Annotated in this window: 13 protein-coding genes; 5 read left to right on the forward strand and 8 right to left on the reverse strand. The window is 42.3% G+C overall.

The annotated features are described in order from the left end of the window. Window positions 1-158 precede the first annotated feature (158 nt). Window positions 159-314, forward strand: a complete 156-nt coding sequence (locus V7K45_RS33145) for a hypothetical protein (RefSeq protein ID WP_442942083.1) — start codon at window positions 159-161, stop codon at window positions 312-314. A gap of 247 nt (window positions 315-561) precedes the next feature. Here the strand turns inward: V7K45_RS33145 and V7K45_RS31015 are convergent, their stop codons facing one another. Next, window positions 562-825, reverse strand: coding sequence for a type II toxin-antitoxin system RelE family toxin (locus V7K45_RS31015; protein ID WP_335009529.1), 264 nt, complete (start codon window positions 823-825; stop codon window positions 562-564). After that, window positions 818-1,096: a hypothetical protein gene (locus tag V7K45_RS31020; protein ID WP_335009531.1), complete on the reverse strand. Its 279-nt coding sequence runs from the start codon at window positions 1,094-1,096 to the stop codon at window positions 818-820. The genes V7K45_RS31015 and V7K45_RS31020 overlap by 8 nt, the downstream gene beginning before the upstream one ends. Window positions 1,097-1,154: 58 nt before the next feature. Between V7K45_RS31020 and V7K45_RS31025 the strand changes: the two genes are divergently transcribed. Continuing rightward, entirely contained in the window at window positions 1,155-1,286 is a 132-nt protein-coding gene (locus V7K45_RS31025; protein WP_335009533.1) for a hypothetical protein, read from the forward strand. Between the two features lie 16 nt (window positions 1,287-1,302). On the opposite strand, the gene V7K45_RS31030 is transcribed toward V7K45_RS31025, so the two are convergent. After that, the gene (locus V7K45_RS31030) at window positions 1,303-2,817 is read right to left on the reverse strand and encodes a phenylacetate--CoA ligase family protein (RefSeq protein ID WP_335009535.1); all 1,515 of its coding nucleotides are present in this window, start codon (window positions 2,815-2,817) and stop codon (window positions 1,303-1,305) included. Between the two features lie 173 nt (window positions 2,818-2,990). Here V7K45_RS31030 and V7K45_RS31035 point away from each other — a divergent pair, with 173 nt between their 5' ends. Next, the gene (locus V7K45_RS31035) at window positions 2,991-4,676 is read left to right on the forward strand and encodes a serine/threonine-protein kinase (RefSeq protein ID WP_335009537.1); all 1,686 of its coding nucleotides are present in this window, start codon (window positions 2,991-2,993) and stop codon (window positions 4,674-4,676) included. Window positions 4,677-4,851: 175 nt separating this feature from the next. Next, window positions 4,852-7,026, forward strand: a complete 2,175-nt coding sequence (locus V7K45_RS31040) for a serine/threonine-protein kinase (RefSeq protein ID WP_335009539.1) — start codon at window positions 4,852-4,854, stop codon at window positions 7,024-7,026. Window positions 7,027-7,286: 260 nt separating this feature from the next. Here V7K45_RS31040 and V7K45_RS31045 read toward each other — a convergent pair whose 3' ends face one another. From V7K45_RS31045 to V7K45_RS31055, 3 genes are all read right to left on the reverse strand, one after another. Beyond that, a complete protein-coding gene (locus V7K45_RS31045; RefSeq protein WP_335009540.1) occupies window positions 7,287-8,165 on the reverse strand; it encodes a TauD/TfdA dioxygenase family protein in 879 nt (292 codons plus the stop codon). Between the two features lie 275 nt (window positions 8,166-8,440). Further along, window positions 8,441-9,058, reverse strand: a complete 618-nt coding sequence (locus V7K45_RS31050; RefSeq protein WP_335009542.1) for an NUDIX hydrolase — start codon at window positions 9,056-9,058, stop codon at window positions 8,441-8,443. A gap of 87 nt (window positions 9,059-9,145) precedes the next feature. Further along, a complete protein-coding gene (locus V7K45_RS31055; protein WP_335009544.1) occupies window positions 9,146-10,348 on the reverse strand; it encodes a phosphoglycerate kinase in 1,203 nt (400 codons plus the stop codon). Between the two features lie 89 nt (window positions 10,349-10,437). Here V7K45_RS31055 and V7K45_RS31060 point away from each other — a divergent pair, with 89 nt between their 5' ends. Beyond that, window positions 10,438-10,848 carry a universal stress protein gene (locus tag V7K45_RS31060; RefSeq protein WP_099103266.1) on the forward strand — a complete coding sequence of 137 codons (411 nt, stop codon included), beginning with the start codon at window positions 10,438-10,440 and terminating at the stop codon, window positions 10,846-10,848. Between the two features lie 171 nt (window positions 10,849-11,019). Here the strand turns inward: V7K45_RS31060 and V7K45_RS31065 are convergent, their stop codons facing one another. Together V7K45_RS31065 and V7K45_RS31070 are read right to left on the reverse strand one after the other, a co-directional pair. After that, window positions 11,020-12,930: a CPBP family glutamic-type intramembrane protease gene (locus tag V7K45_RS31065; RefSeq protein ID WP_335009546.1), complete on the reverse strand. Its 1,911-nt coding sequence runs from the start codon at window positions 12,928-12,930 to the stop codon at window positions 11,020-11,022. A 79-nt stretch (window positions 12,931-13,009) separates the two neighbouring features. Next, on the reverse strand, window positions 13,010-14,365 hold the full coding sequence (locus tag V7K45_RS31070; RefSeq protein ID WP_335009548.1) for a hypothetical protein: 1,356 nt from the start codon (window positions 14,363-14,365) through the stop codon (window positions 13,010-13,012). Window positions 14,366-14,945 lie beyond the last annotated feature (580 nt).

Here is a 14,945-nt window from a genome sequence, read left to right on the forward strand (position 1 = left end):
AAATCTTTGAGATGCACCACACGCTCATTTTCATTCTTGGACAATGCTTAATTTACACGACTTTCAGCCTTAACTGAACCGTATTGGCATATAGCTTAGAGCGAATTCTGTTCAAGGAGAAAATTCTGTTAAAGGAACAGATGCCTAGTGTTGTTACTATGTTGAAGGATTACTTATCACCTGAAACTTACAAAAATGACTTTGAGCGATTTGATCATTGCTACCAAGTTATCTGGAAGTGCGCCCAAAGTATGCCCTACCCCGCTTTTTATCAAACTTGGCATCAACAAGAGAAAGTGAAAGATGGAGAGTAGGAAAGAAAAATACTTCCTCCAGCCAAAACATAAGGGAAATGTGGAAGCAGCAATCCCTTGTAAAGATGCGATTCATCAAGTCTCGTAAGCGTCTCGTAAATCTATCGCATCCGATATTTCTGCAATCCAGGGAATGCGATCGCCCCTAATAAAACAGATATTGTGAACAGAATGGGAATGCGTAGGCGTAGCCCGCCGCAGGCATCATTTTTGCGATCGCCACGATGAATTGATTAAGCGATCGCTTTTACGGTTTATATACCTCACTGCGATGAGCAATTGCCACAACAAGTACCTGCACAACTTCATCGTCTATAGAATAAATGACCCTGTAATCCCCCATTCGGTAGCGATAGTAACCTGCATAATCTCCCTTTAGGGCTTTAATGTTGGGGTGCGATCGAGGAGTTTGTTCTAGCTGCTGCAAACATCGGGCAATTTTCTTAGCAAAAGCTTTGTCAGCATTGACATAAACTTCTTGGACATCGGGATGAAGAATAACTTCATACATCAGAGCGAAGAGTTCTCCAGGCGGTGTATTGGGCTTTAGGCGTTACTTGATTTTGCTTAACTCGCTCTAACAATCCAGGAATTGCCAAAAGTTCTTGGGTTGCAGCTTCGCTTTCAGCATTTGCCAAATAAGCAGCAAAATCAGTCAGCACCCGTAATCGCTCTGGAGATAGTTGCTGGAGTAAGTCATTAAGCTGTTGCTGTAACTCTGCGACAGAAATCAAATCTGCTGATGACCCATCATCTATCGGAGAATTATCGGTAATATTCATTGCCTACTTCATAATTTCAAGGTTTAGTTTTTATTATGCATCAAATCTTCCAGGTGCTTTGGTTATCTTAGAGGAAACTGCGGCAGAGGCGATCGCCCCTAATCAAACAGATATTGCGATCAGAATGGGAATCCGATTGCAAAAACGATCGCCCCTTGTAGAGACGCGATTCATCGCGTCTTCTTGCTGATTCATCGCGCCTAGTACTATTGACGCGTATAACGATGCTTCACCCCAATCGGGAAATATTCAAAATCACCCATTGGGGCTAATGTAACCTGTGGTGTTTGATATTCTACAGGAACGTAATTAGCAAACTCGCTATTTAGGCGTAACAGTTGTGAAAGAATAGAAGATGCGATCGCAAGTCTTTGATCTTCACTACCCTCTACCCCTACTGCTAATTCCACAACTACAGATAAAAATCGGTTTTTGTCAGCATCTTCTTTCACCTGTAACACAAATTTACCCGTCACCCATTCTTGAATTCCTGGTTGTTCTAATCCCACCGTTACATTTTCGGGATAGATATTCGCACCAAAGTAAGAAACTGTAAAATTAGAACGACCGAAGACATATACAAAAGGTAGCTGATGAATACCTCTAGCTGATTCTTGAGTATCAGAACGCAGATTTTCAAGCGGGTTAAATCCCCATTCCGCTAAAAATTGCAGCATCGCATCATAACTAATTATCCCGCCAGTATCCAAGATGTCATAACGCACTAAGGGAATACCGTTATCTCCCGAAAATAGCAATCCGCCATCGTGAACTTCAAAAAAGCGAGTGAAAGGATCGTATTGTACTAATGTGGGTAAACGCGATTCCCCAAATAAAGTTCTAGCTGCATCGGGATTTTCTGCCAAAAAACGGCGAATGCAGATACTTAACGGGGTTTCATTTCCCAAAACTCCCGCATCCGCCGTGCCGTAAAGTGATGCAAAATCATAACAAGGATTTTGTGAACCAACTCTTTGGGCAACTAAACTCCGCCATTCTTCGCTAAATACTTCTCCCGCCATCACTAATTTAATCTGATATTGCTGCCACTCCACACCACGAGCGATACCAGTATCAATCACATCTTTTAAAAATGGCGGGTATCCCAATAACACCACTTGCTCAAATGCTGAACCTAGTTCTTGCACAACTCGCAAGATTTCTTCTTTATTGTTACCAGGAGTAATGACAGTGATGAGATAACCTTTGCTAGCAAGATAACGACAGCAATTAGTAGTAAACATTCCACCTACCCAAGTGCCTAAAGTGAAACAAATCACTGCTAGAGTACGTCTGCTATCTGTATAGAAACTATCGTGAAAAATCTGTTCAAAGCGTGTGGCGATTTGGAGTTCATCTGTGAAAAAACGAGGCCAAAATGTCGGTTTACCAGTGGAACCTGATGAAGCAGCTATCATGTCGCACGCTTCAAGTTGTCCGTTGCGGCACAAGTCAGGTAAGGGATAACGCAGTATATAATTTTGTTTAGCGATCGCTGGTAGTTTCTGAAACTCCTCTAAGGTTTGAATAGTCGCGGGATTAATTTCCCTTTCTGCTAAAAACGCCTTGTAGGCTGGTACATTCGCCGCCACATCGTGAAATAAACTCAAAGCTGCCAAAGTTTGAGTGTTGAGATGCCTTTGCAGTAAAGTTTCTAGGGGGGTAGACAAAAAATCTTCAAATGCTTTAATTACTTGCTGCTGTCTTGATTTGCCGTTCATGACGCTTGCTTATTTATCCTGAAGTAGAACCAACACCGTTTAAAATAATTCGTAATGACGCTCGAAGACTCGCTACCGCTTCGCTAACGTAATTCGTAATTCGTAGAATATCCGAAAATGAGGGTATGCGCGTTGTAGTCATTCAATAAAACATTAATTTATCCTTCAGCACCATGCAGCTCTATTGCAGTAAACAACACACAAATAATGGTAGTAACCGCTTTTGCACCCATTGTGGTGAACCATTACCTCTTGCTGTGGGACAGGTTGTGGATAATCGCTATCAAATTATCCGTCATCTAGGACAGGGCGGCTTTGGACGCACCTATTTGGCGGAAGATATCAATAAATCCCATCAAACCTGTGTGCTGAAGGAATTTGCACCCCAAGTACAAGAAAATCAAGATTTACAAAAAGCTAAAGAGTTATTTGAGAGAGAAGCGAATGTCCTAAAAAAACTTCAGCATCCACAGATTCCGCGTTTTCACGCCTCGCTACAAGTGAAGATAGGCACTAAAGATTTTTTCTTTTTAGTGCAAGATTATGTGGATGGTGATAATTACTACCAGCTATTAGAACAGCGTGAAAGTCAAGGAAAAACCTTTAGTGAAGAGGAAGTAATCACTCTCCTGCAACAGATTTTACCTGTCTTATCCTACATCCACTCACGAGATGTAATTCACCGCGATATCTCTCCTGATAATCTAATTTGGCGGCGTTCTGATAATCTACCAGTACTGATTGATTTTGGTGGCGTTAAGCAATTGCCAGCTTCTCAAGGTTTTTGGCGCACCAAGTTGGTTGGAAATAACACTCTTCTGGGTAAAAAAGGCTACGCTCCAGAAGAACAGCTACGGCAGGGAAAAGCATTTTTTAGTAGTGATTTATATTCTTTGGCGGTAACAACATTAGTGTTGCTTACAGGTAAAGAACCGCAGAAACTATACGACAGCTATCAGGGAATTTGGGGATGGGGTAAGGAAATCCAAGTTAGTCCCAAACTAGAAGCAGTGTTAAAAAAGATGCTGGCTTATAGACCGAGCGATCGCTATCAACGAGCCGAGCAAATCCTCAGAGATTTACCATCGTCAACTGCGACTAAATCTCCAGGCAATTATATTACCACCAAGATCAAGACGATGGTAGTTGCTCCGGGAAGACAACGCGCCAGTGCTGTTATGAGCAGATTTCAGAGGCAAACACAAGCAATTGCTAAACCGGCATCTTTCCCTGTTTGGATTCGCCCTTTTATGATGAGTTTAGGGGTAACAGCGTTAGTTGGATTAACTTTAGCAGCGGGAAATGCAGCCATTCGGGCCGTCACTTCAATCACTATCCCATCAATTTCATTACCTTCATTACCGCAAATCCCACAGTTTCCAACTGGAAAACCAGGCGGCGACAAAGGAAAAAATAGCGACCTCCAGAAAATTATTAGTCGTCGTCAAGAGTTAGAAATTACTGAAGGATTTTTTATTCGCACAGTAGATGATTTATTTTATACAAGAAAACCAGAATTAAAAGGACGTAGCCTGACATCTAAACCTGAAGATGCGGGTTTACGAGATGAATGGTCTGATATCGCCGATAATTTATTAGATAAACTAGAACAGGCTGACCTCAGTACAGCAGCTCGTCGGAAATTAGGGAACTATAGTCAAAAAGATTACGATACATGGAGACAACAAGCGCGATCGGGGCAGTTGGGGAACTATACAATCGATCAGTTGACCAAAGACACAAATGAAAAATTTGATCGGTTGTTTCCCGACCAACAGCGTAAGAAACTCAATCAACAGACTTTTGGTCAAATTTGGTATGCGATCGCAGCCGATCGAGTCAGTAAAGTACAAAAATAAAGTTAGGAGTGAGAAGTTATAAGTTAGGAGTTATGGGTTATGAATTAAGGCAATTTTCCTTATAGACCACGGTTTCAGATACGGAGTAGTGTAATTAAATCAGGTGGAAAATGCTACTCGCTACTCCTTGTTATTATTAACTCCTAACTCCTAACTCCTAACTCCTAACTCTCCAATGAATTCAATATATTGTTCTAAAGGACATGAAAATTCCCAAGGTAGCCGCTTTTGTCTCCAGTGTGGTGAGAATTTATTGGATACGCCCATGAGTTATAGTATCCAACCAGGAATGACTTTAGGCGATCGCTATGCGATCGTGCGTCAAATTGGCCAAGGTGGCTTTGGACGCACTTATTTAGCTGAAGATGTCAACCGTTTCCGCGAACTTTGCGTTTTAAAAGAATTTTCTCCCCAAGTTCAAACCGCTTACGTTGTCCAAAAAGCTGAAGAACTCTTTGAGAGAGAAGCGAGTGTTCTTTATAAATTGCAACATCCCCAAATTCCCCGCTTTCGAGAACTGCTGCGGCTAAATTTAGGGGGCAAAGAATATCTGTTTTTGGTACAAGATTATGTAGAAGGGGAAACTTACAATTCTTTGTTAAATACCCGGATACAACAGGGTTTGCGCTTTACAGAAGTAGAAATACGCCAATTATTCCAGCAAATTTTGCCAGTGTTGGAATACATTCACTCACTAGGAGTAATTCATCGAGATATTTCTCCAGATAACTTAATGCTTCGCACTGTTGACAAACTGCCAGTTTTAATTGATTTTGGCGGTGTTAAACAAGTAGTAGCAACCGTAGCTTCCGAATATTACCAACCCGGTATGGTTGCACCTCCGCCAGCACCAACCTTATTAGGTAAAATAGGATTTGCGCCCCCAGAACAAATGCAAACTGGGTTAGTATCTCCCCACAGCGACTTGTATGCTTTGGCCGCAACAATGTTGGTTTTACTGACAGGGAAACAACCCCAAGAATTAATTGATACCTATACTCTGAGTTGGCAATGGCGACGGGAAGTTAATCTGAGTCAAGATTTGGCACAGGTATTAGATAAAATGCTATCTGCTAGACCAAGCGATCGCTATCAATCAGCCCGTCAAGTACTCCAAGCCCTCAACTCACCCCCAGCGAACTATCCGCCAACTCAATATCCCACTCCACCACAACCCACATCCGCCACCGTCGCCGTCTCCCCACCTCCCCCATCTTCCCCAACCCCTCCATATCCCTCATATCCCTCATCTTCCCCCTCTTCCTCCTGGTGGACACCAACAAAAACCTTTATTGTGGCGGCGCTAGTCGCTGGTAGTGTAGGATTAATTTGGTGGGGATTGAATGGCAGACGAGATGTCGGGCAAGTCGATCCTAATCCTACAGCCAGTCCCATTCCAACTAGCGAACAACCAACCGATCCTTTAGCCCAATATTCGCCAGCAGAACGAGAACGCAAAGAAAGATTAAGCGATCGCCGTCAACAGTTGGGTATTGACTCTAACTTCTACGTAAACTTGGTGAATCAAGTTTTTTGGGATAGAAATCCCAGTTTACGGGGACGTACTCTTAGTAATGGCCCTGAAGATGAGAGTTTGCGCGCAGAATGGGATAAAACAGCCTCAGAATTACTAGAAAAGCTTGCACCACTGAGTAATAATGCCCGCCAAAAACTAGGAACTTACACAACTGCTGAACGCGATCGCTGGAAAGCAGAAGTCAACAAAATCAATGTTGGTAGCCGTTCTTTATATGATTTGGGAGATACTGCATTCTTAAGTGTATTTCCTGAGCAACGGGGTAAAAGTTTTCAAGGTCAGCCCATTGGACAAGTTTGGTACGGATTTGTTAGCGATCGACTCAGTGCAATCCTTGACGGTAGCGCTTTTCAGAAACTTGTCTTCGATCCTGGAGCTACTGGCAAAACAGTCAGCAGTACTCTCCAACCTGGTGGTGGTAAAGTATTCATTGCTGGACTTGCCAAAAACCAATCTCTGGATTTGAAGCTAGAAGCAAATTCCCAAGTCTTGTTATCAGTCTATTCACCCTCTGGCAAAATTCGATTTTTAGAAGATTCTACCAAGCGTAGTTTGTCAACTAAATTACCAGAAAATGGATTTTATGAGTTTGTTGTAGTTTCCACAGCAACGAAACCAGTAGATTATCAACTCAGTATTACAGCGGAAAATCCCATCGCTCCCCCACCACCAACACCCACGCCCACGGAAACATCCACACCTGCACCAACTCCCACGCCAACGCCGACACCTACGCAAACACCCACGCCTACAGAAACCTCCACACCTGAGCCTGAACCTACATCAACACCAACTCCTGAGACAACGCCCTAGTAGTCTGTCAAGTTTAAATGATAGCAAGCAAGTTCGTAGTAAAGACTTTAGTCCTTAATTTTCTAAGCACTAAAGTGCTTACTACAAACTTTTCATTACTAGCTTAGACATTAGACATTAGACATCTTACAAAAGTAACTTTTGCCAAGATGTTGGAGTGCATATTAAAGGTTACTGGATAAGGGAAAATTCCATACCTTTACCCTTTACCCCTTACCCTTTTCCCCACAATGCCAAGATGTCTATTGTAGTAGTGTCTTTCAATCTGTCTGTACTACACCTAAACGCAACGCAATTCGCTGGTGCTTCGTTGGATCGTAAGGTCTACCTCTGTGCATCACCTGTGAGTTGTCCCAAAAAATAATATCTCCTGGCTGCCAAACATGGGAATAGACTGGCGTACAGTCTAGAACAGTCGCAAACAAATCCTCCCAGAAACGTTTTGCTTCCTCTGGTCGATCTTCCATACCAACTGCGATCGCAGTGTCCGAACCTAAATATAATCCCTTTTTACCAGTAACTTTGTGAGTGGACACAATCGGATGCAGTTTCTTCGGTATAACAGTATCTACATTGGGTTTTTTAGAAAACATTGGTGGCGAGTGATACATCGACATCTGCTCTAACTGCTGCTGATGTTGAGGATCAAGGTTATTGTACGCTTCTACCATATCGAGGAATTCGGTAGTGTGAGGTTTCCCATCTACACCTTCCGGCACTTGTATCCCATAAAGCATCACAACATATAGTGCGTTCATATCCAGTCCCTCTATACTGGGGAGACCATCTTTATCATGATGCCATTGCCACGCATATTTCCCGACTGGATCGGAAACTGGCCCTTTAGGATTGCCCAATATATAGACATATTGGCTTTGTAAGTCTGGACTAATATCAGGATCTAATGTTTTCGGAGGGCCGCCAAACATAAAATCGCCAAAGGTCTGCTTGGCAAATTCTTTTAATTGTTGTGCGGTAAGCTGTTGCTTTCTGACGACTACAACGCCATGTTTCCAAAGTGATTCTTTTAATTCACGCAACTCTAGATTTGTGAGGCAGTTGAGATTGCAACCGCGTAGAACTTCAATTCCGAGTCTTGAGTGATGCTGGATTGGTTGTTGTTGAGTAATTTGAGTCATTGCTATGCATTTATTTTGGTAGCAAACTATATAGTTAATGAGTGTAAATAGTAAACTTGTGTAGTAGCATCTTACCTAAAAAAGTTGGCCAAATATATTAAATATTGAAGGGGCTAATAACGCTCTTTTTTACTCTGAAAAAATAAAATTTTTGTAGCAACTTTATTGAAAAACAGTGAAATCCAACAAAATCAAGGATTATTGGTGTTGGGTTTCGTTCCTCAACCCAACCTACAATTTTTCTTAACTGAACTGTATTGAGTTATAAAACAGTGCTAATCAAAGTCTGTCGGTAAATTTGGTTGGCGATAATGTTGAAAAAGTCGATTTATTTGTGCTGGTGTCACACGTCCGAGAGAAAGTTTTGGCAACGCACCTTCAGGGAAAAAACCTACTTCTTCAGTTTCAATACTTGATGATGGCGAACCACCAATAAGTTCGCAGTGAAAAAACAGCTTGTAGACATAAAACGGTAATGGTGGATGTCCCTGTTTGTTTCTGTCATAGACTGCTAAAAGTTTGATAGCGCGTGCTTGATATCCCGATTCTTCATATATTTCTTTCACAACTGCCTCACTGGGTGACTCGCCAACATCAGCCCATCCACCAGGTAAAGTCCAGCAGCCGTCTACCCGTTCCTTGACTAACAATATAGTATCGTCACGGAAAATAGCTGCCCGGACATCAACTTTAGGAGTTGCATATCCTAGTTCACCGTTAAATAAATCAAGGACATAGCTATGCTCTACATTTGAGTAACTCGCCATAATTTCTGTGGCGATCGCTCGTAATTGTTTGTAACGTTCGATATCATAAACACCCTCAGAATAAGTCAAACCACTTTGAGCGATCGCTTGTAACTTCTGTGCCCATTCCAGCCATTTGGTTTCCACAGTTTTTTCTCCTATTTACGCTAGAGGCGCACATCTGTGCGCCCCTAACGATGGTTTAATTACCTGAAAATTGCTGTAACGTCTATATTAAGCATCATCTAAAGCTGCAATTCCAGGCAATACCTTGCCTTCAAGTAACTCCAAGCTAGCGCCGCCGCCGGTGGAAATGTGGCTCATTTGGTCGGCTAAACCAACTTTTTCCACAGCCGCTACCGAGTCGCCACCGCCAATGATAGTAGTTGTGCCAGTTTTACCGATTTCGGCGAGGGTATGAGCGATCGCTTCCGTACCTTTGGCAAACTTATCAAACTCAAACACACCCATTGGCCCGTTCCAAATGACCGTTTTGGTATCTGCAAGGGCTTCTTGGAAAAATTTCACCGAGTCTGGCCCAATATCCAAACCCATCCAACCATCGGGGATATTCTCAATGCTAACGGTTTGAGAATTGGCATCAGGGGCAAAGTTATCTGCCAATACCACATCTGTGGGAAGCAATAAAGCAACGCCCCGTTCTTTAGCCTTAGCTTCCAAAGACTTCGCTAGTTCCAGCTTGTCTTCTTCCACCAACGATTTACCAACATTTAAACCACGGGCTTTGTAGAAGGTGAAAATCATCCCACCACCGATGATCAGCTTGTCGCACTTCTCCAGCAGTGTTTCAATTACGCCAATTTTGCTGGAAACTTTGGAACCGCCAATAATTGCCGCTAAAGGACGTTGAGGATTTTCAATGGCGTTTTGCAGATATTGCAATTCCTTCTCAACCAAATATCCAGCCACAGAAGGACTGAGGAATTTAGTCACACCCTCAGTAGAAGCATGGGCGCGGTGTGCAGTACCAAAAGCATCATTTACATAAAAATCAGCATTAGCTGCCAATTTTTCCGCAAATTCTGGATTGTTTTTCTCTTCTTCTGGGTAAAAACGGACATTTTCGAGTAACAGCACTTGGCCATTTTGCAACGCGCCAACTTTAGCTGCAACTTCATCACCAATAGAATCATCAGTTTTAACGACTTCTTGCCCCAGTAACTCAGACAGACGCTTGGCAACGGGAGTTAGGCGTAATTTGTCATCCACACCCTTGGGACGGCCAAAATGGCTGGCGAGAATGACCTTAGCTCCCTTCTGCGTCAAATCTTGGATGGTTGGTAGAGCGGCGCGAATGCGAGTATCGTCAGTAATGTTGCCTTGGTCGTCCACAGGCACATTAAAGTCAACCCGTACTAAGGCACGTTTCCCAGAGATATCAGCCGAAGATAAACTTGCTAAACTTTTTTTGGACACACCAAACTCTCCTGATTGCCTTTTTGTTATTGTTTTGAAAGTAGAACCATCAAGATTTTACCGGAGTCAGGGGTACCCAAGTGACAGATATATTTAAGACGGTATTATTTCCTATCGATCAAAGCCGGGAAACGCGGGAAGCTGCTGATGTTGTTACCAACGTAGTCAAAAAGTACGGCAGTCGCTTGATACTGCTGTCTGTGGTAGAAGAACCACCTCCAGACGCGCCTAGTGCCGACGATCCGATGGTGTCGCCAGAGGTAGTTGCGAAACTACTGGAAAATGCCCAATCTTTATTTTCTGGGCAAGGAATTCAATCTGAAACCTTAGAAAGGCGAGGCAAACCAGCTTTTACGATCTGCGATGTCGCTGATGAAATCGGGGCAGATTTAATTATTATGGGCTGTCGGGGGCTAGGTTTGACTGAAGAGGGAGCGGATGATAGTGTTACCACTCGCGTAATTAACCTTTCCCCTTGCCCAGTATTGATTGTGCCTTAGCAGTATGTTGCTCAATAACTAATTGTAGTGCGATCGCTAATAAAAAGTTCTGCGGTTGTTGTAAAAAGGGGGCTGAGGAAGGTTGTCCTAGATTTAGTAGTGCTAAATAAAGGCATTAAGTTTTAGCGTTAAGCAAGCATTATTGGCTCCTACCTCTTGCCCCCTGCCTTCTTAAACCTTAGTGTTCTGAATTTTTTGATTATTATCTAATTTTCTGATTCCTCCAAAAACAATTAACCAAGCTACTACAACAACCCAGTGAATTAAAACGATCGCAAATAAAGATCCTGTGAGGGTATATGCAACAGTACAGATAATTCCCAAAAATGCTGCTAAAACAAGAAAAATACGATCAAAAAATGTCGTAATTCCAGCTTTAAAAAAAGTTTTAGCATTCAATGGATGATACAGAACAAATAATGATAAACTCACTATTGCCCACAAAGACCATTGAAGCCAATTGGTGATTTCGCTAGGATGAGGAAGCAAAAAAACGCGAAAAAAGAGTTCTTCAACAATTGCAGGAAAAAATAAACAACGCAATATTAACAAGCATTTATCAATCCAACTCGCAGACCAAATTTCTATCTGTAAAAATCCAAATTTCCAACCATAAGGTAGAGCAAGAATACTATAAATTATCAGCAATGCAACAACAACTAACCAATCTTTGAACCTCGGAAATACTAAGGACGCTAAAACGCGATTTAAAAGAATTGAAAGTGGTGAAATATTGGTAAAAGGAATCTTAATTTGCCCCAAAATTACTGTTGGGGCAATGGGTGTAATATTAGGTTCCCAACCACCGACTTGATTAGTTCGCAATACTTGCATAGTTGCACCATGTTTTAAAAATATTGCAGCTAGGTCGTCGTGTGCAAGTCTAGGCATTATTGTTCGCCATGTTGTCAAACCAGCCCAAATACTACGATCTTGAAATGGTTCCGTCGTTTTTCCTCTGCCCGTACCTGCGAGTATACCTGCTTGACTTTGCCAATCAGCGCGAACTATACCCAAAGGTGCTAACTGTTGTTCCAAAGATTGACCTAATTTAACTAGCTGCTGAAAGCGTAATGTTTGCGGGTGATTGGGGTTGGCGCGTATCCAAGTTTGAATTTGAGGAGTTGTAGCAACTTGGTTTTTTATTGCCAGTATTGCCGCATAAAGTGCTTGGCTTGCGTCTTGGACGCATGAGGTAGCAGGTGATACCATTGCGCCACCAGTTCCATCACCAACTCGATAACGTGCCATTGTTACCTGTAATTGTTGCTGGAATTGCTCTAAAGGCGAAAGTTTGACACCATCAAAATCATAATCCTGCGTTACAGGGTCGAATTCGATCAGAATATCTGATATTGGACGTGTTGCCAGCCAACCACGTTGTAAATTACCCATGTAATCAGCCCATGTATGCGTTCCGGCAATAATTCCATCAGGGTTATGGGCATAAATTTGGTGGTATTTAGTCTCGAAGCGTAATTCCTTAGTAAACTCATCGCGGACAACTTCTGCAATTCCAAAAGCGAAATGTCCGGTGATAGTATAAGGTACTCCCAATGGTTCAGCTTTACGTCCGCCAATTCCACCAAATAGGTGTAGGACAATAGCTTTATTCCCTTCTTGCCATGTTGATATAGATTGATTAAGTGAATTTTGTGTTTCTCCAGGTGTTAATAATACAGTATTGAATTTACCTTTATTGTTCTCAGTATTTTGCCAATTTACCTCTTGGATGTAATTTAGACCTAATTCTTTACCAGTAATAATTTGACGGGGTTGAATTTGCAACAGAGAACGAGGTACAAGTGCGCGTACTGTAAATACGCCCTTTGCATCGGCAGCGCCATAAATATACCACCCATCTTCACCCGCAGGCGATCGCTCGATTTGCTGCGAACTTGAAGGAGCAAAATTTCGCGAATCTATTGCTTGTTGAGGAATGCGAATAGTTTCTTCAATACCATCAAAGTTATTTAAATTAGGATTATAATGTTTTACCAAAAAATAATCGTTATATTGCTTAACTTCTGAAGATAAACTAGTTTTATATTGAGATTCAATCGGTTTAATGATTTTTACCAATCCATGTATGTGTAGCTATAGGTTTTTTGTTCTAGATGCCTCTTTCTAGCTTTTGCGATCGGGAATTACCAAACACAGTTTATAGTGGAGCAGTGCCAAAAAAGACGATTTCCTCAACATTCAAGACATTAAGGGTGAACTCATCACGTTTAATGGTGTAATTATTGGAGTTGCCTAGAATGGTGTAATCAGTTTTTAAATCAGACAGAATTAGTTTGTCCCATCCCGATCCACCATTGATTGTGGCATTACCGTAACCAATATCAAATGTGTCGGCTCCAGATCCGCCCTTAATCAAGACATTGGCAATAGCGCCCCCTTGGTCTGAAACGGCTTTACCGCTATCATCAATTCGACGGGCTTTGAAGTAATCGTTACCGTTTCCGCCATCAATTGTGCCACCTTGGATGCCAATGCTGCTACCATACCCAGTAAGGCTATCATCTCCTGTCCCTCCACAGATAATGCCATTAGTATTAACAATACCTATGCCTTTACTAATGCCAGTACCGGCAAGGGTATCGTTGCCACCGCCTAAACTGATGCTGCCACTGTTAACAATGCCTATACCTATACCGGGTTCATAATCCCCAAAAGGGCTATTGTCCCCTCCACCGCCGGTGCCTGTGCCAGAGATTAAGTCGTTTCCCTGCCCTCCACTGATCGCGCTACCCTTACTGTTAGAGATGCCTATACCGTTACCTGAAGGGGTATTAAGCCTATCGGGCGATGCTAACGCGTTACCGCCCTTGCCGATACCAGTAATAGAATCGTTTCCAAGACCTCCACTAATAACGCTACCATCACTGTTGAAGATGCCTGTACCATCTCCTCCAAAAAAACTACCAGTTCCAGTTCCGGAGATGGAATCCTTCCCTTCTCCTCCATTAATATTGCTGCCACCACTGTTGAAGATTCCTATACCAGCAACTCCAGATTGTCCATTTCCAGTTCCAAAGATAGAGTCGTCCCCAAATCCTCCATCAATGCGGCTATCCTGAGTATTATTGATGCCTTTAGCAAAGCCTCTTACAAAATCGCCGCCTCTGTTTCCGGTTCCGGAGATCAAATCTTTTCCGTCTCCTCCATTAATGTAGCCGCCTTGAGTGTTAGAGATACCTATACCAGGTGCAGAGCGTAGATACGTGAAACCGCCAGTGCCTGTGCCAGAGATAGTATCATCTCCTTTCTCTGCATCGATGATGCCACTGTTAGCAATGCCTGTGCCAGTGCCTGCGCCCTCACTGCTGGAGAAATCTTCGTCGCCACCAGTAGCACTACCCTTGATAGTGTCGTTACCTCCTTTAGTATTGATGACTCCGTTTTTTAGAACCTCAATTCCGATTGCTGGGAATGCATTATCTTCTTGACCCACCACTAGATCCGAACCAGAGGTGCCTATGAGCGGAGGAAAAGAAACAATCAGTCTGGGCATAATATTAACCTTCCTTAATTGAGTGTGATAGAGCTTTAACCCCTGAAAGTCTTGCTCTTTCAATAAAAATTCTTTAAGTCAGAATTCACAGAGAACTCTGAGATCGGGCTTTTTTCGATCAGAATTTCATAAAGTCAGAACTAGAAAGTTTCAGATTTGATAAGTATTGATTAACGAATTCTTTGTCGCGATCCCAACAAGCTCTATGGAGGTTAATGACGAAAAATAATGTGTTATTCGACACTTGAAAAGAGTAAGCAGCTTATAAGCTGATAGTACTTACATAGCGGAAATTTACTTAGATTTATATAATCTCATACCAATCTTTGCAAAATCTTCATATTTTTTGCTGAAAAATGTATACAAGAGTACTGTTTTTTATCTATCCTTTATATTTTTATCTCGCCGTTCGCGTAATAATCCAATTTGCGGGCTATAAAATTCTGGATGCTTTGTAACCCTCGGTTCAGGCAATTGCAGTATTTATAAATCAATACGGTTCAGTTAAGGCTGAAAAACTGATTAGTGATATGAAATTTAGGAGTTTCAACTCGTTGTCCAGTACCTCTGTGTTTTGGCT

Origin of the sequence: Nostoc sp. (assembly GCF_036917375.1) — a bacterium.
Lineage (GTDB): Bacteria > Cyanobacteriota > Cyanobacteriia > Cyanobacteriales > Nostocaceae > Nostoc.